This is a genomic window from Paraburkholderia sp. 31.1 (assembly GCF_014397645.1).
Classification (GTDB): Bacteria; Pseudomonadota; Gammaproteobacteria; order Burkholderiales; family Burkholderiaceae; genus Paraburkholderia; species Paraburkholderia tuberum.
In genome coordinates this window covers 1-24,841 of the sequence record NZ_VZQN01000045.1, presented here as the reverse complement: position 1 = coordinate 24,841, position 24,841 = coordinate 1, and the positions used below count along the sequence as shown (strand labels likewise).

Genomic DNA, 24,841 nt, shown 5'->3' with positions numbered 1-24,841 from the left:
CGGTCGCGGCCGGGCGTGAAATGAGGGAGCCGCACTGCGGTAGGAGAGCAAGCTTAATGAATCATACGTGATTATAATATCATATATGATAGGAAAGGCAAATATGAAAGGTGGGTGCACGGTCAGCGCCTGGCCCGCTGATGTGCGATGGGGGCCGCTTGAGCACCGGCGTGCGCTATCCAGTTTGGGCGAGAAACGTTCGGTATAGCGGGACGTTGAAAGATGGAAGCTGATCTTGGATGCTTTTTACAAGGCTTCCCGCGATATCGGGCTCCCGACTAATTGGCATCTATCAAACCATCGTTTCCTGGACTCACCGGTAGGCGCGCAGGCAACGCGGTAATGGAGGAGCATCGACATGGAACAGAGCAACGCATTGCCGGATTCGATCCGAGCAGCGATTGAGGCGCACGGCGGTGCAGCGCGATGGGCCGAACTGGCGGAGATCGAGGCGACGATTTCCGCCTGCGGCCTTCTGTTCACCGCAAAGCGACGGCCGATACTGCGACAAGTGCAGGTTCGCGCGTCGACACACGAGCCTCGTTTCGCTTTCAACGATTTTCCGCAGGTTGGCGAAACGAGTGAACTTCAAGGAGAAGAACTTGTTCGCGTCGTCGGGCGAGACGGGGCTATCCTGGCTCGCCGCGACGGACCGCGAACAGCATTTCGTGGCTGGCGACGGCAAATCTACTGGGACGACCTCGACTTTGTCTATTTCGGCGCCTACGCGTTCTGGAACTATCTGACAGCACCTTTCTTATTCTTGCGCGGCGGCTTTACGTTCAAAGAACTTCCGCCACTGGCGACTTCGGCCGGGATATGGCGAAGAATCCGGGCGACCTTTCCCAGCGACATTCCAACGCACAGCCGGGTCCAGGATTTCTATTTCGATAGACAACATCGCCTTTGCAGGATCGATTACACCGCCATGGTTATCGGACGCTGGGCGCGGGCCGCTCACATCTGCGAGGACTTTCGCGAATTCGATGGATTCCTGGTACCGACTCGCAGGACGGTAAAGCCGCTGCCGGTTGGCAATGCTCCATTGCCAGCTCCGACTCTCGTCGCGATCGAGGTCCACGATTTTCGACCAAGGCCTTCCGATTGACGCCAGTTCAATCGGCCGCTGCGACTGACGAAGCAAGGCGGCCTCGGTCAGTTGTTCGAGGTTGTGAAGGCACTTGCATGCTGACTTCGACTCGACATCGAGGTTGCCCTCGCCGGGCGCCCGGCGCGTGCGCTGTCGTGACGGGAATGACGGTTTTCGGAAACTCGCGATGGTAGCTTTGGGGCGGCGCTGCCTGAACGCGAAAGGGATCTGCCTCGTGGTACTTGACGTGTCTGGATTCCATGGCGGGTTCCCTCACTGACGGGTTGGCGGCACTCACGAAGCCGTGGCCCGAACGCGCGGTGCGCGGGCCTTTTGGGGCTGCGACTCGAGCGCGGTTGTCGCGCCGAGCACTGACCGGATGGCGCGCAGCGCCTCTTCCTGCGCGGGTGTCGGCGGGATGCGCAGCACCCGCCGGTCGGCCAGCAGCTTGTCGAGCAAGCTCAGGAGCCGGTTTCGGTCTTCCGGGCTGGCGAGCAGATCGGGCAACGTCTGGATAGCCTGTTGCGGCTCAAAAGTCGCGATGAGTTCCTGCTCCCCGCGAATGCGCCGCCAGTCGGCAGGAGGCAAATGCGGCAGGTCGTCGGCATATTCATCGACCAGTTGCTTGACTGTCTCGATGCGCGATAGCGGCAGCGGCTCGCCCTTTGGCGCGAGCAGGAACGCGGTGCGCGCGACCGCCTCGTTGTAGCCGCCCTGCCTCAGCGAGGCGAGCGCCGCCTGGACGAACGGCAGGCTGCGAGGATCGGCGGCGGCGGACGTGCCGGCGCCATGCTCGCCGAGGCGGTCCGGGTCGTACATTGCGAAAAGATTCGCGTAGATAGAGAAGAACAGTGCTTCGATGCTGGCGTCTCTTACCGCCCGGAACTGGTCGAGCGAGGCGCTGATCAGTTCTGAGCCGCGCTGCTCCACCTTGCGCCACGGTTCGAGGTCGCTCGAGGGCTGCCGGCTGGCTTTGACAGCATCGGCCATCGGACGCAGCGCGGCCACCCACGGATTCAGGTCCGAGAATGCCCAGCGCTGCAGACGCAACGGATGAAAATCGCGCAGCAACCGCGCGGTCATCTCGTTCGACGCATGCTGCACGAAGGGTTGAACGAACAGCTCGTAGGCTCGCTGGTTGAACTCCGACACCACCGCCACGGCCTTGAACGGCTTTTCGTCCTCGCGCCGCAACTCGTTGAAATGCTCGACGGCTTCTTCCAGCCGGTGTTCGGTGAGCGAGACCTCGTATTCCGTTTTGCCGTCTGCGCCCTTTCCCTCCTTGATCGACATGCCGTAGAGGCCCGGCGCGAGCGTCTCGATTGTCTCCAGCACGTTGAAGATTTGCGTGTATTCCTTCTTCGCCACCTTGCCGGAAACAAAAATGCCGAGATGGCCGACGTCCTCGTGCATCAGGGCGACGATGACCTGGCCGCGCGCCTTGATCTCCTCGGTGCTGCTGTATATGTCAGCGACCCAGTTGAACGCCTGTTGCGGCGGCGTGATGTTGTCGCCCATCGATGCGAAAAGGATGATGGGCGAGCGGATGGCGCGCAGATCGAAGGATTTGCCCGACGGGCCGAACACTTCGCCGGACCACAGCTTGTTGCCGATAAAGAGGTTACGGGTGATCCACTCGATTTCTTCCCGGTTCATCAGGTAGTAGCTGCCCCACCACCTCTCGAACTCAATAAAGCGCGCCGGTTCCGTATCGATGTTGGCGAACACGTTGTAGTACTTGTCCCAGAACGTGTTGGCCGGGTTCAGATACTCGAAGTTGTTCACGAGATGGGCGCCGTCGAACTTGCCGTTGCCAAGATCGGCCGACAGGGACGAGAGCCACGTGCCGCCCAGAATGCCTCCGGCATAACGCATTGGATTGGGCGCCTCACTCTCGCTCCACGCCCCGCTCCAGTAAGACATGGGCGCGCCGTTGACCAGGATGGGACCGGTGTCTTCCGGCGACGAACTGGCAAGCATCATCGCGGCCCAGCCGCCCTGGCAATTTCCGACGATCGCGGGCTTTGGGCTGTCTGAATGCAGTTCGCGCACCTTCCGTACGAACTGCTGCTCGGCCGCGCAGACGTCGAGCAGGTTCTGGCCGGGCTCCGGCTCCTGGAAGAACACGACGAAATAGACCGGATGACCGGCGCGCAGGGCAACGCCGACCTGCGAATCGTCCTTGAAGCCACCGATGCCGGGACCGTGCCCGGCGCGCGGATCGATGATCAGATACGGGCGCTTCTTCACGTCGACCACGACACCCTCCGGCGGCCGTATCGACAGCAGAGCGTAGTTGACGGGCCGCTCAAAGTGCCTCGCGTCAAGCACTACGTCATAGTCGAAATGCAACGCGGGCTTGATCCCGGCCTTGTTGCGCTCGATGAACTCGTTGCCGCGTTGACGCAAGGCATCCCAGAACAGGACTGAGCGCTGCGCGAAATCGGCCGTATAGTGCCAGGCACCCCATGGTGTGAACTGCGCCAGGTTGGGAATGGTGAGTTCGGACGTGCCGTCGCCCCCCTTGATTGCGTCGCTCGTCCTCTGCCCGAACCGTTGCCAGGCCTCTTCCAGGCGATTGTGCAACAAGCGCAGGATTTTCAATGCGATCTCGTGATTGCGTGTCAGCTGGGTAACCTGGTCCATCTCATGAATCTCCTTAAGCGAAGCGACTTAACCCGGCACAACTGCTCATTCCGTTGCCTGGTTGCAGAGAAGCTTGCATCGTCGAGGAATTGGGCGTGCGCGAAGCGCTGGATGCGCGCCGCATCCGCCCGGTGCGCATCGCGCTGCAGAACCAGCGCGATGACCTGCTCGCGTTCGCCGGCGTGCTCGATGAGAAGCTCGCCGCGATCGCGCAGCGCGCCAACGTCTCGGATGAGCTCGTGCGCGCCGCGTGTGTGCTGCGTCGCAAGCCGCGGACTTCACCCGCGTGCGCCACCTAACCAGCAGTGGAAGGTCCCATGCCCTGTTCGAAGAACTCCGCGGTATGGTCGATAAACGCCCTGACTTTCGCGGGCAACAGTGCGCGTCCGATGTATGCCAGGCGGACCTCGGCCAAAGTATCGGCGATCTCGAAGTCTTCCAGCAGACGAACGAGCCGTCCGGCCTTTATGTCCTGCTCAACAAGGGCGATTGGAAGCAGACCAATACCGAATCCTTCGAGTACGATGTCGCGATTGAATATGGGATTGTTCGACGCAATTTCGTAGCTGATCGGGACCGCGATGTTTTCCTGTTCCATTCGAAAGGTGACGCAGGGTTTGTGCATCGAAGGAGGGACCGTGACGAACACATGGTCGGCCAGCTCAGCCGGATGCCGGGGCCGAGGACGCCTGCCCAGATAAGCTTCCGTTGTGACAACGACCAGCGGCAACCGCTGGAGCAGCCGCGTCACAGCCAGATCCGTCGCCAGCATGAAAGGCAGGACGATACCCAGATCGTAACCGTCGGCCGTCAGGTCCACGGGCCGCTCGGTCAATGTGATATCCAGGGTGACGTTCGGATGCTTGCGTTTAAAGGACGCAATCAGCGGTGCGAGCCACGTCAATGCGGTGGTCGTATGTGCGACCAGTCGCAGCATGCCCGCCGGCACTCGACCGTGGCCCGCCGCACTGGCTTCCAGGCAATCGAGGTCATCCAGGATGCGACAACATCCATCGTAAAAACGCTCCGCGGCTTCCGTCAGCGAAAACTGTCGGGTCGAGCGATGGAAGAGTCGCGTGCCCAGGCGCTCTTCCAGCGATGCGATCGCCCGCGAAACGACCGATGGCGAGAGATCCATCATTTCCCCGGCACGTCTGAAGTGTTTGACTTCGACGATACTCCGGAACAGGCGCAAGCTTTCAATGTATTCCATGGTTAACGTCCCATCTGCTATCTGACGACTTGTGTAGATATCCTTTGGATATCAGTCCTGTTCGTGGACCTGTACCGCACCGCACGCTGTGGAACATAGTCCAATGCCGTGCAACCGCGACCAGGGGTACTGTCCGGTCACGCCTCGCGCGCGTGGATGCGCCTGGTGTCACTGCCGCACATGAAAGCGCTGAGCATTCTGCCGTAAAGACACCAGAGAACCGAATCGCATCAGATCGGCTGTTCTATCAGGCTCACGCTTCTCGCACAGATCATTGCGTGAGCATTAGCCGGTGGGGGCCCAGTGAGGCGCGGCCTGTAGATGGCATCTCCGACTTCGATTAGCCGACCGGTCAGCGCACAGATGCCTGGCACCCGCGCGGCGCCTCCGCACCATGTCTGGTATCCATAGTGTCCGGAGCGCGCATCGCACCATGAAACGATCAGTGTTTGCGCGGTCGGTTGGTCGAGTACCCGTATGATTGGCTTACCGGTCGAAGCGATCGACTGTCGAACAGAGGAACCGTTCAAGGCAGATCCGTGCGCAGTGGCTCGTTCGTTAAGTCTCCAATCGCCAAGCCTTGTGACGGTCATACTCCACGGATCAACAGCGCGATTCATCACCTGGCTCCCTCTGTGCAAGCTCGAACGCTTGCGCTTCGCGTGAGCGCTGCCCACCATAGCTGCTCTCTTCCGTCGAAAATTACCGGTCCGATTGCGTCGGCAAGTCCCCTGGGTCGGGGAGATCGTTCTTCGAGGCTTTACCGGTATGCTGCTGCCGGGCCCAAAGTCCTATGCGTGCGCTGCCCCCGTGCCGCCATGTGCGTTGTCGCAGGTAGCAGCCAGGACGCTGCGGGCCGCCTCGACCAGGACTGCATATCGGCAGCAACGCGTGCAAAATCGCTCGCCGCCGGGGACCCAGGAAATGCATCGACGACACAGCGCGAAAGCTCTGCCGCTTGCGCGATACACGGATCGATCGAGATGCAGCCTGCCTTGAGAACCGAGACAGCCAGATAATCGCGCGCAATGGCTCCGAGACTTTCCAGCAGCGCGTGAGTGTCCGCTTCACCATCGAACAGATTCACAATGATGCGGAATTCCTCGATGCCCTGTGCGAGACGCAGGCGCTTCATGCAAACGTAAGTGTCTGCTACTGCAGCGGCCGACATGTGCATGACGACGATGACGTGGTGGGCTTGCAACGCAAGTGGTGAAAGCGCGCCGTTGCCAGCAAGCGCGGCATCAATCAGCACGATGTTCGGCGGGCTCGTGAGCACCGCGTCGTACTGCAGGCCTGCGAAGTTTTCGTGATCCGTATGGCCGGTGCCAGTCGAGTGGAACTGACGTCGACCACGGTCAACGGCCAGCACGCGCGGCAAGTTGCGATGGATCGCGGGAGCGAACACGCCTGCGGCGTGAATGTCTTGAAGCATTGTGCTCGCCGACCGCGCGCCAGGACATTCGTCCACCACCAGCACGTCCATACCCTGTCTGGTCAGCGCCATCGCGAGGTTGACAACGGCAGCCGTACGGCCGACTCCTTTCGAGCCGCCTGTGACAGCGACCACACGCGTAGCACTGTTGGCGAACATCTGGCGCAACCCGAGCGCCTGTCCGGAGACTATATCCTTCACTGATTCACCCACGTATCGAGACCTCCGCGCCCATCACGAGTAGCGTTGACGACCCGCGCGCCGTCAGTCATAACGACTTTCGGATCGCACGTTTCATCGACGCGTGGATTGTACGCTTTCGCGTCACTACTGACAATGCAATCATATATGCTTTGCATGTCAGATATGAGTGACAGATGCAAAAAGCGCGAACGCGCGGGTTGGCCCCGAACTCATCCGGTTCTTTCTTGCACGTCGGGAATTGAAATGCTGCGCGCTGCCTGAAAATGGAGGTAGCGGTACGTCTAGCCGGCTACAGCAAGCCTTGACGCCGTGCCTTTCGGGTCGTCTCGATCGACAGCCGATGGTGCTTGGGGTGCGCCAATGTGCTGTTGTGGCGAGCGGGGGTGGAGTGACACCTGTCGATGCCTCCGACTGATGCCCGCGGTAACTTATCGAGCGGTTGCGTCGCCTTGGCGACAACTCGGCGCCGCCATGCCGCGTTCACCCGGAAGGGGCTGCCGCGGGAATTGGGCTGTGCCAGTCCATTCAGTCATATGAGTCGCTACGGTGCGCCCATGGGTACGTCCGGGCGATGATTGTCGTAGTCTGTTTCTTCCGGCTGTCGCGACAACACGCACGAAAAAAATCCGGCAAGCACTGTCTGAAGCACCTTGTCGCTCACCGTTTGCGGACTGCACATCCTGAAGAACTGTACGCCCTCGCACAGGCTCACCAGGCCAACCGCGAGAGCCTCGGCCTGCAGGGGCAACGGCCTGCCGTTGCGCTCCGAAAGCATGCGGATGTACACGCTGATCTGTTCCAGCTTCTCCTGCCGGAAGGCGTTGATGCGCTCCCGAAACGGGGTGTCCCGGCACGCGAGCAACTGGGCCTCGACCCAAAGCGGAAAGCAATCGTGTTCAACAATAGATTGGCTGTAGTACGCGATGGCGCGGTCCTTCATTTCATCGGGCGTGCCGCCCTTCTCCATCATCGCCAGGAGATTCGTCCGCGCCCTATCGTCGTCGCGGCGCAACAACCTGATCAGCAGATCCGGCTTGCCGCCGAAGTTTGAGTAGAACGCGCCGCGCGTATAGCCAGCCGCCTCAGCGATGTCCTCCACGCTTGTCGCGGCGAATCCCTTTTTAACGAACATCTTCCGCGCCGCCTCAAGCAGGCATTCGCGCGTCTGCTCTCTGCGCTGTGCCCGTGTCAGGCGTTCCCGCTTCATGGCATAAAGTACCGGTCAGGCCGACATCTGCGGTGCCGCCAGATCGGCATGCTTCTCAGATGACGGGTTTCGCAATGATCCGTCGACGCCCGATCAGGCCGTCTCGCGGTTTATGTGACATAACACTCATATCTGATTTTGTTGTCAATAAAGTTGACGAAATCTGGCACGTGAGAGGAAATCGGAACCGTCATACCGAAGCGTGAGCGGTCCGCCCGTCTCATGCCAAGCAGCTTCGTTGCGGTGCCCATGATCACGCGACTTCCATACCGTTTGTCGACTGTGCGAGGCTGAGCTCCCCAAGGTAAACGCTTTCGCCCAATTCGCATTTGCGCCAGGCGCTGCCGAGGGCATGACGGATTTCGACTCTGTAAAGACCGCTTCCCTTGGTGAGACCACCGAAGCGGAAATCGCCGAAGCAGTCAGAGACAGTCTCCGCCACCTTCTGATTGCCGAGGTAAAGGGCTACGACCGCATCCGTGACGCACTCGACCACATCTCCCATCCGCGCGCTGACGCTTCCGCTGATGAAGCAGGTTTCCCAGCGCTCGAGGTCGCTGTACCACACGCGCGGTTTCGTGCCCAGGTTAGGCCGCAAGACCTTGAGCCCCTCGCGCTGGGCCTTCTCGGCCATCGCAGCGTCATCGAGCTTGACCGTCTCGAAGACGTCGGTGGGGCACGATTGCTGACAACGCGGCTGCGGCCAGCCCTGGTCGAGTAGATGGGCATCGAAAATCCAGGTCTGCGGCAGTTGCAGCTCATCGTTCCAGACGATCGCCTTGTACGGGCAGGACTTCACGATGTCCTTGCGGCCTCGAGCCTTGTCCGGATCGATGATGACGACGCCGTCGGCGCGCTTGCGAATGGCGTCGCCGCCCACCCGCAAGCAAGGCGCTTCGTCGCAGTGGTTGCACATGACCGGCAGATACGTGGTCTCGACCATATGCGAGTCGCCCTGGACGCGGCGCAGGATCCGGATCGGGCTGTCGGCATTGGCGGCGGCGGGCGCGGCATAACCGGGGAAGTCGTTGCCGACATGCTCGTCCCGCGCGGCGATCACGCAGTTCTGGCAGTTCTCGCAACGCCCCACTTTGATAATCAGGTTCCACTTGCTCATTCGAAATTCCTCACGCGGCGCGACCGAGCATGAACGCTTCGGTGCCTTGCCACTTCTCGACCTGCACCAGGCAGGAATTTGGGCTCATGCTGCTCGTGCCGGCGGTTTGAGGCCGGTCAGGGGTGAGCATGTTCATGCAACCGCCAATCTCGACGCACTCGCCGTCTATTTCGACCAGCTGAAATTCGGCGCTCGCCTCATACGACTTGACCACTCCCGCGCTAACCAGCGGCGAGACGTCGGCTGCGCAAATCACCGCGCCGCGGTCGTTGTACACCTTGACGAGATCGCGATGGTCAATGCCTCGAACGGCCGCATCGGTCAGACTAAGTCTCAGCAGCCAGAAGCGATGGCCACCAATCAGCGCGCGATGGTCATCGATGCTGTTGACCGAGGAGTTCTTGCCATCACAATGGGTATGGAAGCTGTAACGGCTGTGAGTGGCGATCAACTGCAGCGGATAACGCTGAGCCAGGTCCGAGCGCAGCCCCTCCCAGGACGGGATGTATCGGTTGAGCGGTGGTCGCTCGGGATTGTCCGCAGTGTGCCGCTTCAGCAACTCGGGCACGAACTCCAGCTTGCCGCTCGGCGTCTGCAGGCCCATGCCGAATTTTTCGGCGAACTGGGACGGCAGCGGATGGGGTTCCTGCAGGTCCTTGCGCCGGCCTTCCGCGAACCAGCGCATGTCCACCGGATGGCGCAACTCGGGCTTCTCGGGCGGCACGACGAAATAGCCCTTGCGGCAGAACTCGCGCCACGAAATGCGATCGGGCAGATCCGACGAGTCGAAGACCCGCTTGACCCAGTCCAACTCGCTGCATCCCTCGGTGAACACCCCGCCAAGGCCCAGCCGGGTCAGGATGGCAGTGAAGATGTCGTAGTCGGAACGGGACTCGCCCAAAGGCTCGATGCACTTGTGCTGCAGCGTCATCACGCGATGGTTGACCGTGCTGAACCCATGATGGGCGTAGCCGCCGGAATTCGCCCATTCGCCGATGTCCCAGCGCTCCAGCGCGGTGCACGCCGGCAGGATGATGTCGGCGAACTGGGCCTCGCCCTCCATCCAGATCGACTGGTTGACCACGAACTCGATGCTCGGGTGCCGGTAGGCTTCAGCCCAGCGTCCGGAATTCGTCACCGTGCTGAAGGCGGACCCGCCGTAGCGGTAGATCATGTGGATCGGCGAATATCCGGGCATGGGGTAGCTGAACGGTGCGAACTGGGCTTCCTGGGACATGCCGTCCCAAAGGTAGCCCGTCGCATGGCCGTTGATGATGGCGTCGGGCAGTTGCTGCCGCGGGACCATTTGCTTGACCGGATTCATGGACAGAATGTGCGGCATGCGCTGGTAATTGTTCACCGCATTGGCGGTCCACGCCAGGTCGCCGGATATGCCGCCGTCCGCGTAGCCGGGGAAATAGAAATGGAGGTCGTGGGGCACCCCGGCTTCAAGGCAGCCGAAATTGACCCCCGGTTTGCCCCAGCCCTGCATCGCCATCATCATGATCATGCAGCGCGCCCATTGCGCTCCGGTCGCACCGCGGCCCGCGCCGCCGAATCCCGCGCCGGTCATCCCGACCGCGAGATGGACCTTCCTGTTCCCCCATCGGCGCGCAAGCGCACGGACGTCCTTGGCGGGCACGCCCGTTTCGCCCTCCTGCCACTCGGGCGTCTTGGGAACGCCGTCGGATTCGCCCAGAAGATAGGCCCTCCACTCGTCGAACCCGGTCGTGCGGGTGGCGATGTAATCCTCGTCGTACAAGCCCTCCACGGCCCACACGTACATGATGGCGGTGGCGAGAGCAGCATCGGTTTGCGGTCGGACCGGAATCCAGCGCCCGCCCAGCAACTGCGCGGTCGGGTTGCAGTGCGGGTCGATATGAACGAACTCAATGCCGAGTTCCTTGGCCCACAGGCGCCGCGGAGTCCCCTCGAATCCCGCATAGGCCCCGTTGGTACTTTCGGGGTCGCAGGACCAGAACACGATCATGTCGGCTTCCTTCAGGCAATCCTCGACGCCACCATAGCCGGATGGCACGCCGACGCGCATCGAGTTGCCGAAATGATGCATGGCACCCCAGTACCAGCCTTCCCAGCTATCCGGATTGGCCGCGACCCGGGTAAAGCCGATCAGGTTGGCAAAGCGCGTCAGCGCGCTGAGGTAGTAACCCACGTTGCCCCACTGGTGATGGGACGACATCGGGAAGGTAATGGAACCGGGACCGTGAACGCGCTTCTGCCGGTTGATTTCCCTGGCGACAATGTCCAGGGCCTCGTCCCAACTGATACGCACATAGCCGGATTTGCCCCGGTTCTGGGGATTGCGTTCGCCGTCAGGGTCGAAGTCGACCCGCTTCATGGGGTGAAGGATGCGCTTGTCGGAATAGACCAGCGACTTGAGCGTCAACGCGTGGGGCGCGACCAGGCCACGCCGTGGCGGGCTGAAACGGCGGCCGCGCGCCTCGATCACATAACTTGGCGCATCCGTGCTGTCCAGCTCGATGGGCGTCACCCGAACGACGCGGCCATCCTTGACGTAGACGAACAGAGGCCCGCCGTTGGTGCAGGTGGTGTAGCGGCGGGTGCCGTCGCGCAAAGGCGTGCCCATCGGCAGGCCGACGGTCCGCATCATGCTCAGGGTCTGCATGAGCCAAACCAACAGTTCGTCCTCGCCCTCGGTGACCACCTTGAAGTTCTTGGCAGCGTGGATGATTTCGCCCTGGTCCGGATTGGGAGAAAGGAACTTCAGGGCGGTGGCGACGTCCTTGAAGACCATGCTCACGTCGGGCCGCGGATGCCTGCCGGCGCTAGAACGGACGCGTCCGTTCCTGAACTTGATGACGCGACCGATGCTTTGATCCGCGAGTCCGATCCAGGCCACGAGATCGCGCTCCTTCAGGCGATCACGATAAGCGGGAAAGCGGCGTGCCGTCAGGTCAAGAACCTTGGGCAAAGCAAAAAGAATAGTCTTGAGGACCTGTCGTTTCATTATTCGATCCAAAGGGAAGCGGGGTGCGCTAGCGGTGGCATGACGTCGCGGACCGCAGCCAGGCCCGGGGCGCGAAAAATAACGTAGTCGATGTCTTCGATGGGCATTCAAATCTCTCGATCGGCGCATTAACGAGTCGTACGCGCTAGAACGTATAGGCGACGTTCAGGAAGACGCTCAGGGGATCGAGCCGGAGCGTCGATTTGGAAACGATCTGCGTTCCAGTCGCGGTGTGTCCGTCTAACGTCAGGTTGGTCTTCACCGGCATATAGTTCACAGAGGTTCCGACAGACCAGTGTTTTGTAATGGCGTAACTTGCCCCGATCTCGAATACCGGATTCCACGATGAACTGAGTGTTGCGTGTGCCGAACCACCTGGACCAACGCTATCAGTGACAAACTGGCTATTGGTTGTCCGAACCTGGGTGAACCACGTATAGTTCACACCCAAACCGATGAATGGACGGAATTTCGAGCCGGCCGAAAACAGGTGGTATCGAAGTTCGATGGCGGGCGGCATTGGCCTCGTCGAGCCGAGGTTGCCATACTTCTCCAGCGTCCCATCGCCAACCAGATTTACTGTCAATGGCAGTCCCAGAAGCATAGCGACGCCAATGTTGTCCGTGACGTAGTACTCGGTGGTAATTCCCACCGTATTCGTTGACGTCGCATGCGCCCCGCTACCGGCTAGTTGGCGATTCACCGTTTCGCCGCCAATACTCTCCACAATGAGTGGCGTTGCGTCGCCCTGTGGCGCGATGTGAAGCCATCCTGTGGACAGCGTAATGCTTCCCGCCGACTGGGCGTTTGCATTGTCGGTCAGCGCAGCCGAGCAGAGGCAAGCCGCCATACCGGCAGAGCTGATCATTCGTCTGTAATTCCTCACGTGTCTTCTCCTGTCTCGTTGCCCGGGCATTTTTGTGAACCCGTGGTGCTTCCTGTGGAACCGATGCGGCGCTCCGTCTGGGGTCGTTGCGTCGTTCCTCATCGGCTTCGACCGCTTATCAGGTCCGTCGGTTATGTCTGATTAGGTCGTTTTACTAAATGACATGAAACAGGCACGAATGTTTAGAACACCGCTACTGCCTCGTACACGTTATGTGGAAATACGCTTTCGCGTTATCCTTATCATCCTTTCTATTCTTCGTACCTCCTGGTGTCGAGACTTTAATCCGTCCAATTATTCGTTCTCTGCCTTTGGAATAGTTGCTGGTACAGCATGCCTCCATCGCCCTGCACGCTAGTAAGCGCGCATCGCCAAACGTTCAGTCTCGGGCGGGAATACGCACCACGCACCGTCGCGGTGCCGGAAGAAAAATAACCCAACGGGCCCTGTCGGCAGCAGTAGCTCGATACGCACATAGGGTCTCTGGTTTGTGCCCGCACGACCGAACCGGGTAATCCGAACCGCAGTCCCCGATATTGGCCCGAGCCATTTTTCAACAAGCGAACGCAAGGACCTTTCTGAAGCAGTATTCATCCTCTTTCCTCTAAACCGACGCGAGCGTTTAACTCTCTATCGCCGCTGGTACATCAACATTGCTCGCTTCGCGATGGCCTCGCGGCAACCGAAAGCGAAAATGCGAACGGAAAGCGCCCGAGCGCGGAAGTCGCCAATGCTTCGAGCGCGGGGTCGGGAAGTTCGACGTGAAGCGAAAGCCCGCGCGAAGTATCTTCAATGATCCTAACGGTTGCTCCCTCGACGCCAGCCTCCACGAGTGCCGACTGTAACGCGTCTACCGTTTCGCGCTGTTTCAGCCCCGGCTTGAAAATCTTGCCCACGCCTGTCAACGGCATCGCATCCAGGATTCTGATCCGTTTAGGCAGTGCCGCGCGCTCGCCTATCTCGAGTCGCACGAACTCGGCGAGTTCGTCCTCAGTCGCGCTTGCACCCGGTTTGAGCTGGACATAGGCAATCGGCAACTCCCCGGCGTGTGCATCGGGACGACCGACCGCCGCCGCGATCTTGACGGCGGGATGGCGATAGAGCGGTTCCTCGATCGCTGCCGGATCGATGTTGTGACCGCCACGAATGATCACTTCCTTTTTGCGACCAGTAAGCCAGAAATAACCATCGACATCGCATCGACCGAGGTCGCCGGTATTGAGCCAGCACCTGCCATCGCCGAGGTCCAGCCAGAGCCCCTTGTTCTGCTCGGGCACGATATACCCGAGGAAAATGTTCGGGCCGGAAATAGTCAGCAGGCCGACCTCATCGATCTCGCAATCCCGCACATATCGCCCGTCAGCGTCGACGATGACGGCTTTCATCGCCTGGCCCGGAATGCGCAGCCCGATTGAGCCCAGCCTGCGCTGCCCCAGCGGCGGGTTGACGCTGCTCACGCAGGTCCCCTCGGTCAGGCCATAGCCCTCGAGAATCCGGATGCGCGTCCTTTCCTGAAAGGTCCGGAAAACTTCGACCGGCATGGGAGCCGCACCGCACAGTCCGTACTCCAGCGAACTCACATCGTGCTCGCCGACAGGAATATCGAGTAACGCCGCATAAAGCGTCGGGACACCGCTGAAGAAATTGATGCGGTGATGCTCGACGATTTCCCAGAAACGTTTGACAACGCCATCGCCGCGATAGCCTTGTGGCGTGCCGAGCACGACCTGGGCGCCTTTGGAAAAAGGCAGGAGACCCGTTGCCATGACGGCATTCACGTGGAAGAGCGGCAGTCCGCAGAAAAGCGTCTTGCCTGGCCCGACGCTGTCGCCGAAGAATTGACCCGTGCTCCAGGCATTCGCCACCTCATTGCCGTGGCGGCGCATCGCAATTTTCGGCAGGCCGGTCGTCCCGCCCGTACAGAAGTACGACGACACGTCGTCGGCGCCAATGTGCCGCGCGCCTTGAAGTGCCGTTCCCGACTCCTGCGCGATGGCAACGCCGAAGTCGTGGATCTCGATATGCGCAGGAACCGCGCCCCGCACGCCGCCCTCGCCGTGCAGCCTTGAACACTCGTTACGCTGCAGCATCCGCGTCGCGGACTGTTTTGAACCCGTCACACGTTCGGCCGGATTCACGAGCACCAGATCCTTCAGCGAAGAAACCTTGTGCAGCACCGCTTGTACCTTTTGCCAAAGATCAGTTCCGGGAAACGGCGCCAGCGTTACCAGCACGCTGGCGCCTGCAGCGTTGAGGAGTTGGCCGATGGCTTCCTGCTCAAGCAATGGATTGATCGCGCAGACAATTCCGGCGGCCTCTCCACCCCAGATCACGAAGTGCGTTTCAGGGAGGTTGGGCAGAACATATGCGACGACTGAGTCGCGTTGTACTCCGAGGCGCGAGAACATGTTCGCGGTGCGCGTGATATCTCGGACGAGTTCACCATACGTCCAGCACTCGGCGTTCCGATAGTCGTCGGCCGTTGCAAAGAACGAAAGTGCCGGTGCCGATGGATTAATCGCCGCGCCCCGGCAGATCATCTCGTAGGTGCTCGACGGGAGATCCGCCGGCAGCCCTTGCGTTTCGATGGCAAGGACTTCGTCTACGTTTGCGATGCCTTTCATGCTGCCTCTTCCACAACGACGTTATGCTGCACGCCCAGATTGATCGAGCGATCGTGGCTGACGATATGCGCCTCCACGACGTCCCCCACCTTCAGGTACTGCGGCCTGTCCGCCTGCATCTTCAGGAAAAGACGCCATTTTTCCGCTTCAGGCAGTTGCGCCGCGGCGCGTTGCTTTTCGGGCGATGGAATGCTCAGTGCACAGCCAGATGGCGTGCCCGTCGCGAGCAGGTCACCGATGCGCAGATCATGCACGCCGGAAAGCTCCGTCAAGGTCTCTGCCGGCCCATAGACGAGACCCGCAGTCGTGTCGTTCTGGCGGACGGTTCCATTGACCGTCAGTGTCAGCACGAGCTCCTTCAACTTCGGAATATCTTGTTTCTCAAGGAGGCAAAGGTAAGGGCCGACAGGGCCAAACGTGCGGTAGCTCTTGCCCTTGTAGAACTGCATCTGCGGAATCTGGATATCGCGCGCGGAGTAGTCGTTGACGATCACGGCGCCAGCAATGTAGTCATGCAGGTTCTCGTCGGTGACCGTTTCGCGGGAGGTGACGTCGCGTTTGAGCACAAGACCGAGTTCGATCTCGTAGTCGAGCAACTGCACCTCCCTGGGCTTCACGAGGGGCGAGTCGGCAGGAACGATGCAGCTCGTCGCCTTCGTGAAGATCATGTTGAATTTCTTCACATCCGGGTCCATGCCCGAGTCGATCATATGCTGGCGATAATTCGCGCCCTGACAGATGAACTGCTGGTTGGCGGTCACGGGCGACAACCATTGCACATCCGATTCGGGAATCGGAGAACCGTCCAGTACCGCCAGCCGTTCGACGGGATTGGCTTCAATAAACTCGGCGGTCGACTTGAATTCGCCATGAATCGGCGTGATGGCGCCATTAGCGACTACGCCCCACTGGGCGCGGCCATCATGAAGGTAATGCAGAACGTGAAGTGCCATTTATCGATCTCCGGATTCTATGAAAGTGGGGTGGTTCAGGCGAAAAGCTTCGCCAACGTGCGCAGCTTGCTCAACGTCAGGTCGGGGCTGCGGCGCAGGTTTCTGAAAAGTGCCACGACGCTCGCGGGTGTGAACCTGGGCTTCGTGAAGCTGCGTGGCATCGTCGGTCCCCATTGGGCCATCGCCTCGCGGCTCACCGCATGGACACCCGTCGGCGCGTCCGCCGTAAAGAGGTCGCCGTCGCAATAGTGCTCGTGCTTGTCGCCCCATGGGTCTTGCCAGTAATCGAAGATCTGGCTGCCCAGCTTATGCCGGCCGATCCCCCACGCGTGCGTCCAACCTTCGTCGCGCAGAATGCGTTGGCCCATGCCAATCGCGTCGGCGTCAACGACTTCGTACGCGCTATGGCTGTAGGTGGGCACGAAGCCTTGTGCAAGCGCGAGCGTATGGTGATCGGCTGGCTTGTCGCCGAGATCGAGCCGCATGAACGCGACGGCGGGCGAACCATCGGGAAGCACCTGCACATCGCTGGGGATGAAGCCGAAATGCCGCGTATACCACGCGCAGGTTTCCTGATAGTCAACGAGTTCGAGCACGACGTGTCCGAGCCGGATAATTTCCGGCGCGCCTTCGGGCGGTCGCTGCGTGCCGTTGATCCGGACCGTCGCATCCACGGAGTTGAACGGCAAGGGTGGCCGATGAAACAACGTCGAAGCTGGCTGCTGGCCCCATATCGCGTCGACGCGAAAGCCTGAAGGATCGGTCAGCCGTACCGTATAGCCGCCGCCGGGCAGGGGCGAGCGTTCGACGTCCGAGGCGCCCGGCAGTTTTGCAAGTGCATCAAGCTCGGCCCTGTTGTCGACCTGTAGCCCAAAACCAACGAACCGGGATTTCGAGGCCTTCCGGACGACATAGCAGAAGTGTGAAGCGCCCGTTCCGCGCAGCAGCAGGAGCGCTTCACCGCGCGATACCGTTCGGAGCCCGAAGTCAGTGAGAAATTGCTCGGCTTTCTCGAGATCCGGCCGGTCGAATATCAGATAGGCCAATGCCGACGCTTTCGTCGTAGGATCGGGGTGACGGGCTGGTTGTACAGTGGTCAGGTTCATGGCGATAAGAAATCACACGGTGTGAATGGGGTTTCGAGACGGCATGCGGCTTCGCGATCACTGCATGACCCAGCAGTGCTGACCGAGCAAGGAAAGACTCTCGCGCACGAGCCGCGACGCATCGGTCGCCGGGCCATCGTGAACGACGGTCTTGTCGGGCCGCACCACGGCGGCCCAACCAACCGGTACGAGACGCGGAAGGAACACACCGTCGAGGTCCTCCCAGCTGTCATGCCGAGCGAGATGCGGCCGCTCTCCACGGTGTGCGATCTGCACAGTGCTTCCGCCGGCACGCGCGAAGGCTGCTGCCTCAGAAGAATCAAGCGAGGCTCGGGCGTCTGTGCCAAATCCAATCAGCACCAGGCCCTGCCCGAACACCTCGTCGCTCGGACGCGCCTTGCCATCCGAACCCCGTACCCGCCCCTGCCCAATGACTGCGCCGCGCACAAGCTTCGTCGGCGAGCGGCCTTTGACAAACACACCTCTTCTAGTTGTTTTTTTCGGCTGGATCTGCGATTCCTCGGGCTGCGCACGCGGCGGGAGCACCGGTGGCGACAATTGCATTAGCCCATGAGCCCACAAGCCAATGCCGCCATTGCGCGGCGTGACGAGCTTTCTCACGAACCTTGCGAGCTTTGTTATCGCCTTCTCGTGGGGCCGCCTCTCCTCGTCGTAAGTGTCGAGAATGCGTGAATCCGCTCGCCCCTGCACCACCCATGCAAGCTTCCAGCACAGATTGGCGGCATCTCGCAGTCCCGCGGCCAACCCTCGGCCGACGGATGGAGGCCCAATGTGCGCGGCATCGCCCGCGAAGAACACACGCCCCCGGCTGAATGCATTAAGGGTTCGCGTTCGGAAGCGATACACCGCCTTGCGCTCGATCATCGTGTCTTCCGGGTTGCCCGATGGAGCGGCAATCTCGCGTATGCGGACCTCGGCTTTCATGTTCTCGTGGCGCCCGTCCGGCCGCAGCATGAACTTCCAGCGCTCACGCCCGCTGCGCGCGACCATGCACCGGTTTGGCCGACGGTGATCGGAGATGAACTCGATATCTTCGGCTGGGCGCGAAAGATGCCGCGCAGCGGCAACGAGCCATTTCTCGGCAAATGTCTTACCCCAGAAGTGCGGCCCCATAGTCTGCCGAACCAGCGAATACGGCCCGTCTGCACCGACCACGTAGCGCGCCCGGACGATGTGAGGGCGGCCGCGATCAAGCTCCAGCGACGCGAGCACATGGTCGCCTTCTTCCGTGAAGCTCCCCAGTTCGACACCCGGCGCGATATGCACACAGTCGTATTTCTCGAGTCGGGCCCGCAGGCACCGCTCGAATTCGTGCTGGTACAACGTGACGGGCTTCGGATAGCCATCCAGGCGGCTCGCCGAACTGATTTGGCCGACCTGCCCCAGCATGGGCGTTCTCATCCGCACATATGGAATGGTGCTGGTCTCGAAATCGTGCTCCCCAATGCCCGCAAGCTGAAGGATGCGCAGCGCGTCGTTATCCAGCTCGATTGCCTGGCGCGCGATGGAAACCTCGGTTGACTTGTCGACAATCAATACATGCACGCCGTAGCGCGCCAGTAGATTGGCAATCGTTGCACCGACGGGTCCGCAACCCACCAGTAAGACGTCAACCACCGACGGTAATGCGCCAATCGGCGGACCAACCTGTTCATGCCGGCTCCACGGCGCGGCGCCGTCCTTTGCTGCTGTCTCCACAGTCACTCCAGATGTTGTCTGTTGTACTTGTATGTAAGGCCGGCCTTCGGGTCGCCTTTAATGACATTAAAGTCATTCCTGAGCGTTTTGTCAACCTAGACATTACGATCTATACTTAGGCATAACCAAGCTTGGATCCATCATGCCGAACACTACAAAGCGTCCTACCCGTGCGGCGCCAGTCGCCCCGGTTGCCATTCCCGAACAACGCGAGCCGCGCGGTGCGCGTCGCAAGCGCGAGACACGTGCCCGTCTGCTCGACGCCGCCCTCAGGCTGATGGCCGAAAAAGGCATGGAGGGCGTGGCGATCAATGAAATCACCGAAGCCGCTGATGTCGGCTTTGGCTCGTTCTACAACCACTTTGAATCGAAGGAGGCGATTTACGCGACGCTTGTCGACGAGGTGTTCGAGGATTTCGCTAACATGATGGATCGCCTCGCCGCTGGCCTTTCCGACCCGGCCGAGGTGATCGCTGTCGCCGTGCGTCATACGGTCCTGCGTGCGCAGCAAGACCCCGTGTGGGGACGTTTCCTGATACGTGAAGGGTTTGTTCCGACGCATGCGATGAGCCGCGGACTGGGCCAGCGGCTGCTGCGCGACATTGTGAATGGCATTGCCGCGAAGCGCTTTGCGGTCGCCGACCCGTTCATCGGATTTCTTGCGGTAGCCGGTACGGTCTTCTGTGCAATCGCCGCCGAGCTGAACTTCGTCGCACCGGGCGCGCCCGCGGCAAGCGTACTCAAGGAGCTTGGCTTTAGCGGGGAGCGCTTCCCTGAGCGTACTGCAGCAATGCTGCTGCAGACACTCGGACTCAAGCGCGCGGAGGCGGAGAAGATTGCAGCGCGTCCGCTGCCGGTCGTGGAGGAGACTGTCGACGCCGATTGAATCAAGAGGTCCGGCGCCATCGGTCTGATCGGCCTGAAGTCAGCCGGGTGCGGCCCGGCGGAGAAGCCCGCTCGGGCCGCTAGCGATTAAACTCAATCACCTGCTAAAGCCTCGACGCTAGCAATCAGCTCGCGCTTCTTGTCGGCGTGAGGCACCAATTCCTGTATCGGTTCAGCCTGCTAGAGCCGGGCATAACAACGCCGAACTTCTCGTACTCGCAGGGATGCGCGCCGGTGCAACGGCGGACTCGAACGGCGCCGCCGAAAATTCCCGGACGACTTCGCCAATTTGAGTGCCTATCCTTCTCACTGCGACTCGATGGCCGTTGACGAGCGCATCGTAGCCGGCCGATACGGGCTGGCTGACTATGCTGCGGCAGGTCAATGTTCGTGAGTCGTTCGACTTGCGTACACTCCAGGTGACGTCAAGCAGCGCGTGTGAGCCCGGCCACGATTCAAAACGCTGCACGTCGACGGAGACCTGATACGTGCGAGCGTCCTCGGCGTGACCAGGCTGGTACGTGTCGGGGCCGCCCGCCTGTCGAGTCGCGGCCGCGAGCAGCGCATTGCGGATCTCGTCTGCAAGCGGCGATGCCCAGCGCTCGTCTTCCAGAATCCTGACGCGCGCCGCATCGACCTGTACGACGAACTGGCTCCTTGCGACTGAAACCGGCACCTTCACTGTGCGCATGTCGATCCGGAAGGCCGGACTGACCGTAACGTTTGCACGCGTCGGTTCGCTGTCAGTGCCGAGGGTATAGAAGCGGGCCGGCGGGGAAGCACAGGCGCTCAGCGCGGCCAGACCCATGACGGTCGCAATACGGGCGATCGCGCGCCGCGCGCGGGATTGGATCAGTTTCACCGTTGGTCTCCTTTCTTGCCGAACAGGAGCGCCTGGGGATGACGTTCCAGATAATCGGCGAGCGCATTGAGGGATTGCAGGGTGCGTGTCATTTCCTGCATCGCATCCTGGATGTCCGACTGCAGGGGCGCGGTCTGCCGGAGCGTCGTTTCGGCGGTACTGAAGGTTTTCTGCGCGGCCGCCAGCGTGTCGCGGGCTTGTGGAACGATCTCTGTGTCCATGTGCCCGAACAGCTTGTTGGCGTTTTCAAGTGCGCCGTTAAGGTTGGCTCCGATCTTGTCGAACGGCACCTGATTCAGCTTCCTCGCAATATCGGCAATCTGCACCTGAAGTTCGTCGAGGGTGTTAGGCACAGTCGGCAGTTCAATAGGATTGCGATGAACATCGACGCTCGCCCGAGGCGCTTTCGGAAACATGTCGAGCGCCACGAATAGCTGGCCTGTCAGCAGGTTGCCGGTTCGCAACTGACCGCGCATTCCCTCCATGACGAGGTTTTCCAGCAACGCATGACCACCCTGCGAGTTCGGAGCCGGTAGCGCTTCGTTGGAGCGCCGGCTGAGCCGGTCGGGATACAGCGCCATCGATACCTTCATGCTGAAACTCTTCTCCTTTTCGTTATATTCGATACCGATGTCCGTCACCTGCCCCAGCGCGATGCCTCGAAGGTCGACGGGAGCGCCGACAGACAGGCCGCGCAGCGACTGGTTGAACCGCATCACGACATTGAGCGGCGCGCCGTCGGGCTCGCGCATCGCGTCCGACTCGTCCGATGCGAGTCGGAACGCCGCCTTGTCAGCGGCCGGTTGTCCGGCGTCCTGACCCGGCGGCGACTGGAACGCCAGGCCTCCGACGACCACCGTCGCCAGAGATTGTGTATTGAGCTTCAATCCATTCGAATCGAGACGGAGGTCAACACCGCTTGCGTGCCACCACCGTGTATTGGTGTCGACATACTGGTCAAACGGGGCATTGACGAAAACATTGACGATCACGCCGGTGCCATGCGGATCCAGCGAGAAGCCGACCACCTGGCCCACCTGGATGCGACGGTAGAAGATCGGCGCGCCGATATCGACGGAGCCCAGGGAGTCGCCCCTCAGCGTATATTGATGCCCCGGCTGCCCGGACGTGACGATCGGCGGACTTTCGAGGCCGACAAATGCGGTTTGCCTTTCCGAAGACTGCCCGACGTCGACACCGATATACGCGCCGGAGAGCAGCGTACCGAGGCCCGAGATTCCGTTAGCGCCCACGCGCGGGCGAACCACCCAGAAGCGCGTGCCGCGGCTTGCGAATTTTTCTGCCTGTTTGGTCAGCTCGATCGTGACGATGACGTGCTGCAGGTCCTTTGACAGCGCGACCGCCTGTACGGAACCGATCTCCACGTCCTTGTATTTGACCTTCGTTTTGCCGGCCTCCATACCCTCAGCGTTGCTGAACGTGACCGTCACTGTCGGTCCCTTGTCGGTGACGGATTTGACTACCAGCGCCACACCGATCAGCGCACAGATGAGCGGCACTAACCAGATGAGGGAGGGAATCCAGCGTTTCCGCGGCTTGATGTCAGGTCTGGGTGGCGTTGGAAGATGCATCGTTCGGAGAGTAGTTCGCAAATATGAGGTTATTTAGGAGTGCGGACGCTGCTAGAACGGTATTCGTTCATCGCCGTGAACCACGCGCTGGCCCGCAGCGGACGTTGTCCCAGATCAGCCGCGGATCGAATTGATGCGACGCGAGCATGGTGAGAATCACCACCGCGCCGAAAGCCAGCGCGCCCGGACCGGCAGTGACAACCGCAAACGAACCGAAATGCACCAGCGCGACCGTCAGAGCGACAACGAAGACATCGAGCATCGACCACCGGCCCACGCACTCGACGAGCCGATGCAGCCTCGCGCGTTCGAGCGGCTGCCAGTCCGGACTGCGACGGGCCGCTACGATCTGCAGCGTGAGAATGGCGAGTTTGAGCATCGGCACCACGACGCTGGCTACGAACACGACGACGGCGAGTGGCCAGTCGCCTGAAGTCCAGAAGTACGCCACGCCGCCGAGGATCGTGTCGTCCTCCGAGTGGCCGAGGGATGACGCGTGCATGATCGGCAACAGATTCGCGGGTATGTAGGCGAGCGCGGCGGCAAGAACCAGACTCGACGTGCGCGTCACGCTATCGGGATGGCGCGTGTGCAGCACCGATTCGCACCGCGAGCAGCGCTGCTCTGACGACGCCGCGATGTGCTTCTGCACCAGTCCACAGGTATGACAGGCTATGAGTCCGGCGCTGCGCGCCGTCATATGCGCCGCCGGCGCGGGCTTCAGGCCGAAGAACGTCGGGGCTCGCGGGGCGCACCTGCGCTTCACTCTGGTCCAGCGGATCTCAGCGGGTTGTCGAAACTTTATTTCGTCCCGCGTCGACCAGAGCACGCGCGGGTCGAAAGTGGCGAGAAACGCCAACATCAACGTGAGTGCACCGAATGCAAACAGTCCTGGCCCAGGGATCACCTGCGCCATGCTGACCATTTTCACGATCGTGATGACCACGCCGAGCATGAACACTTCGATCATGCCCCATGGTCGGATGAGCTGCACGACGCGAAGCATTCGATTGAAATGAGGTACTACCTTGCCAAGGCGCAGCGGAACGAGCACATAGAGAAGGGCGAGGAGTTCGATCAGCGGAAACAGGATCGCCGAGCAAAAGACCATCGTTGCGACGATGCGCATGTGGCCCGTCCACAACGAGCGCACCGCGCCGAATAGCGTCGCCTCCGACGTCATACCGTTGGTCTGCAGTTGTATAACCGGGAAAGCCTGCGCAATACAGAATGTGATCAAAGCTGCAACGGTGAGCGCACCAATCCGGTCGAGGGGCACGCTCGCTCCCTGCGTTCCTTCCAGGCCCGCACGGCAGCGCGAGCAGCTCGCAGTCTGCCCGCCCCGCAGCAGAGGCTTGCGAAACAGCAGATCGCACTCATGACAGGCGATCAGTTTCTTATATTCCATACAGGGAACTGGACAACCTGAAGTTCTGGCGCGTTCGATGCACGTGAAGTCCGGCTTGACCTTCCCGTGCGTGGGCGCATTCTGATTTCGGATAGAAAACGACTGCTCCGATACCCGCCGGTACAGTCGAGCAAGAGCGACCTGATCGGCAGGTCGCTCTTCCCGTCTTCATCGACACGCGATCATTGCGACGACGCTGTTTGCGGCTGGCCCGGCGGCAGTTCGCCCATCGCCTGGAACAGTGCGACGGTATCGTTCATGCGCTGGCTTGCCGCGCGCACGGCGCCGATCCGTGCGTTGAGAAAGCGCTGCTCGCTGGCATGCTCCGCCGTTGACGGCAGCGAACCCATGCGATGGCGCGACGCCGTATCATCGAATGCCGCCCTCGCGGCCTCCGCCGCCGCTTCCGTCGACGCGAGTGTCTGTGCGTCGTTATCCAGCGCGGCAAGCGAATCCGCGACATTCCGGAACGCCGACAGCACGGTGGACTTGTAGTTCAGCACCGCCGCATCGTAAGCATCGATCGACGCCTTGCGGTGCGCGAACAGCGCGCCGCCATGGAAGATCGGCTGCGACAGGCTTGCACCGATGGCCCAGAGTCCGCCCGCTCCTGAGAGCACCGCGGGCCAGCTAAAGCCGCCGCGGCCCATCGAGGCCGTCAGCGACAGGCTCGGAAAGAGCTGCGCGGTCGCAGCGCCGACATCGGCCGCAGCGGCCTTCACGGCGGCGTCGGCTGCCTGTACGTCGGGACGCGAACGCAGCAGGTCCGACGGCACCACGACAGGCACGTGTTCGGGCAACACCAGGCTGTCGAGATCGGGAACGGCCGGGGCGTTGTCCGGCGTGCGGCCCATCAGCACCGCGAGCGCATGGATGGCTGTGGCGCGCTGCTGGCGTAATGCAGG

The 24,841-nt window shown here is 61.1% G+C and carries 19 protein-coding genes; 3 read left to right on the top strand and 16 right to left on the bottom strand.

Annotated features, from left to right (window positions below):
- The first annotated feature begins 358 nt into the window (after window positions 1–358).
- Window positions 359–1,108, top strand: coding sequence for a hypothetical protein (locus F6X37_RS28730; RefSeq protein WP_187613645.1), 750 nt, complete (start codon window positions 359–361; stop codon window positions 1,106–1,108).
- A 276-nt stretch (window positions 1,109–1,384) separates the two neighbouring features.
- Here F6X37_RS28730 and F6X37_RS28725 read toward each other — a convergent pair whose 3' ends face one another.
- Entirely contained in the window at window positions 1,385–3,736 is a 2,352-nt protein-coding gene (locus F6X37_RS28725; RefSeq protein WP_187613644.1) for a DUF3141 domain-containing protein, read from the bottom strand.
- 95 nt (window positions 3,737–3,831) lie between these two features.
- Here F6X37_RS28725 and F6X37_RS28720 point away from each other — a divergent pair, with 95 nt between their 5' ends.
- The gene (locus F6X37_RS28720) at window positions 3,832–4,035 is read left to right on the top strand and encodes a hypothetical protein (RefSeq protein WP_143037313.1); all 204 of its coding nucleotides are present in this window, start codon (window positions 3,832–3,834) and stop codon (window positions 4,033–4,035) included.
- On the opposite strand, the gene F6X37_RS28715 is transcribed toward F6X37_RS28720, so the two are convergent.
- The 11 genes from F6X37_RS28715 to F6X37_RS28665 form a co-directional block, all read right to left on the bottom strand.
- The gene (locus F6X37_RS28715) at window positions 4,032–4,949 is read right to left on the bottom strand and encodes a LysR family transcriptional regulator (RefSeq protein ID WP_187613643.1); all 918 of its coding nucleotides are present in this window, start codon (window positions 4,947–4,949) and stop codon (window positions 4,032–4,034) included. The two genes, F6X37_RS28720 and F6X37_RS28715, sit on opposite strands and share 4 nt — an antisense overlap.
- Window positions 4,950–5,179: 230 nt before the next feature.
- Window positions 5,180–5,542, bottom strand: coding sequence for a DUF3331 domain-containing protein (locus tag F6X37_RS28710; protein WP_262420059.1), 363 nt, complete (start codon window positions 5,540–5,542; stop codon window positions 5,180–5,182).
- Between the two features lie 167 nt (window positions 5,543–5,709).
- Window positions 5,710–6,597, bottom strand: a complete 888-nt coding sequence (locus F6X37_RS28705; RefSeq protein WP_187613641.1) for a MinD/ParA family protein — start codon at window positions 6,595–6,597, stop codon at window positions 5,710–5,712.
- A gap of 532 nt (window positions 6,598–7,129) precedes the next feature.
- Window positions 7,130–7,795, bottom strand: a complete 666-nt coding sequence (locus tag F6X37_RS28700; protein WP_187613640.1) for a TetR/AcrR family transcriptional regulator — start codon at window positions 7,793–7,795, stop codon at window positions 7,130–7,132.
- 253 nt (window positions 7,796–8,048) lie between these two features.
- Window positions 8,049–8,912: a 4Fe-4S dicluster domain-containing protein gene (locus F6X37_RS28695; RefSeq protein ID WP_090811768.1), complete on the bottom strand. Its 864-nt coding sequence runs from the start codon at window positions 8,910–8,912 to the stop codon at window positions 8,049–8,051.
- A gap of 10 nt (window positions 8,913–8,922) precedes the next feature.
- Window positions 8,923–11,901 (bottom strand): molybdopterin-dependent oxidoreductase, encoded by a 2,979-nt coding sequence (locus tag F6X37_RS28690; RefSeq protein WP_187613639.1) that lies wholly within the window; start codon window positions 11,899–11,901, stop codon window positions 8,923–8,925.
- 145 nt (window positions 11,902–12,046) lie between these two features.
- Complete coding sequence (locus F6X37_RS28685; protein WP_187613638.1) at window positions 12,047–12,769, bottom strand: OmpW/AlkL family protein; 723 nt, start codon at window positions 12,767–12,769, stop codon at window positions 12,047–12,049.
- Between the two features lie 665 nt (window positions 12,770–13,434).
- Complete coding sequence (locus F6X37_RS28680; RefSeq protein WP_187613637.1) at window positions 13,435–15,411, bottom strand: acyl-CoA synthetase; 1,977 nt, start codon at window positions 15,409–15,411, stop codon at window positions 13,435–13,437.
- The gene (locus F6X37_RS28675; protein ID WP_187613636.1) at window positions 15,408–16,364 is read right to left on the bottom strand and encodes a fumarylacetoacetate hydrolase family protein; all 957 of its coding nucleotides are present in this window, start codon (window positions 16,362–16,364) and stop codon (window positions 15,408–15,410) included. The genes F6X37_RS28680 and F6X37_RS28675 overlap by 4 nt, the downstream gene beginning before the upstream one ends.
- Window positions 16,365–16,399: 35 nt before the next feature.
- Window positions 16,400–17,470: a VOC family protein gene (locus F6X37_RS28670; protein ID WP_187613635.1), complete on the bottom strand. Its 1,071-nt coding sequence runs from the start codon at window positions 17,468–17,470 to the stop codon at window positions 16,400–16,402.
- A 57-nt stretch (window positions 17,471–17,527) separates the two neighbouring features.
- Window positions 17,528–19,189 carry an FAD-dependent monooxygenase gene (locus F6X37_RS28665; RefSeq protein ID WP_316252005.1) on the bottom strand — a complete coding sequence of 554 codons (1,662 nt, stop codon included), beginning with the start codon at window positions 19,187–19,189 and terminating at the stop codon, window positions 17,528–17,530.
- A 142-nt stretch (window positions 19,190–19,331) separates the two neighbouring features.
- On the opposite strand from F6X37_RS28665, the gene F6X37_RS28660 reads away from it, so the two are divergent.
- Window positions 19,332–20,075 carry a TetR/AcrR family transcriptional regulator gene (locus F6X37_RS28660; protein ID WP_187613634.1) on the top strand — a complete coding sequence of 248 codons (744 nt, stop codon included), beginning with the start codon at window positions 19,332–19,334 and terminating at the stop codon, window positions 20,073–20,075.
- 171 nt (window positions 20,076–20,246) lie between these two features.
- Here F6X37_RS28660 and F6X37_RS28655 read toward each other — a convergent pair whose 3' ends face one another.
- The 4 genes from F6X37_RS28655 to F6X37_RS28640 all read right to left on the bottom strand — a co-directional run.
- Window positions 20,247–20,936, bottom strand: coding sequence for a membrane integrity-associated transporter subunit PqiC (locus tag F6X37_RS28655; protein ID WP_187613633.1), 690 nt, complete (start codon window positions 20,934–20,936; stop codon window positions 20,247–20,249).
- Window positions 20,933–22,528 carry an intermembrane transport protein PqiB gene (locus F6X37_RS28650; protein ID WP_187613632.1) on the bottom strand — a complete coding sequence of 532 codons (1,596 nt, stop codon included), beginning with the start codon at window positions 22,526–22,528 and terminating at the stop codon, window positions 20,933–20,935. The genes F6X37_RS28655 and F6X37_RS28650 overlap by 4 nt, the downstream gene beginning before the upstream one ends.
- 67 nt (window positions 22,529–22,595) lie before the next feature.
- Complete coding sequence (locus F6X37_RS28645) at window positions 22,596–23,936, bottom strand: paraquat-inducible protein A (RefSeq protein WP_187613631.1); 1,341 nt, start codon at window positions 23,934–23,936, stop codon at window positions 22,596–22,598.
- Between the two features lie 182 nt (window positions 23,937–24,118).
- On the bottom strand, window positions 24,119–24,841 hold a 723-nt coding region (locus F6X37_RS28640; RefSeq protein ID WP_187613630.1), incomplete at its 5' end, for a TolC family protein.

Coding starts and splice junctions, on each gene's coding strand:
- F6X37_RS28700 (WP_187613640.1), bottom strand. CDS start 7,795: ATGAAGCGGGAACGCCTGACACGGGCACAGCGCAGAGAGCAGACGCGC.
- F6X37_RS28730 (WP_187613645.1), top strand. CDS start 359: ATGGAACAGAGCAACGCATTGCCGGATTCGATCCGAGCAGCGATTGAG.
- F6X37_RS28670 (WP_187613635.1), bottom strand. CDS start 17,470: ATGAACCTGACCACTGTACAACCAGCCCGTCACCCCGATCCTACGACG.
- F6X37_RS28680 (WP_187613637.1), bottom strand. CDS start 15,411: ATGAAAGGCATCGCAAACGTAGACGAAGTCCTTGCCATCGAAACGCAA.
- F6X37_RS28710 (WP_262420059.1), bottom strand. CDS start 5,542: ATGACCGTCACAAGGCTTGGCGATTGGAGACTTAACGAACGAGCCACT.
- F6X37_RS28695 (WP_090811768.1), bottom strand. CDS start 8,912: ATGAGCAAGTGGAACCTGATTATCAAAGTGGGGCGTTGCGAGAACTGC.
- F6X37_RS28690 (WP_187613639.1), bottom strand. CDS start 11,901: ATGAAACGACAGGTCCTCAAGACTATTCTTTTTGCTTTGCCCAAGGTT.
- F6X37_RS28660 (WP_187613634.1), top strand. CDS start 19,332: ATGCCGAACACTACAAAGCGTCCTACCCGTGCGGCGCCAGTCGCCCCG.
- F6X37_RS28725 (WP_187613644.1), bottom strand. CDS start 3,736: ATGGACCAGGTTACCCAGCTGACACGCAATCACGAGATCGCATTGAAA.
- F6X37_RS28715 (WP_187613643.1), bottom strand. CDS start 4,949: ATGGAATACATTGAAAGCTTGCGCCTGTTCCGGAGTATCGTCGAAGTC.
- F6X37_RS28685 (WP_187613638.1), bottom strand. CDS start 12,769: ATGATCAGCTCTGCCGGTATGGCGGCTTGCCTCTGCTCGGCTGCGCTG.
- F6X37_RS28650 (WP_187613632.1), bottom strand. CDS start 22,528: ATGCATCTTCCAACGCCACCCAGACCTGACATCAAGCCGCGGAAACGC.
- F6X37_RS28645 (WP_187613631.1), bottom strand. CDS start 23,936: ATGGAATATAAGAAACTGATCGCCTGTCATGAGTGCGATCTGCTGTTT.
- F6X37_RS28675 (WP_187613636.1), bottom strand. CDS start 16,364: ATGGCACTTCACGTTCTGCATTACCTTCATGATGGCCGCGCCCAGTGG.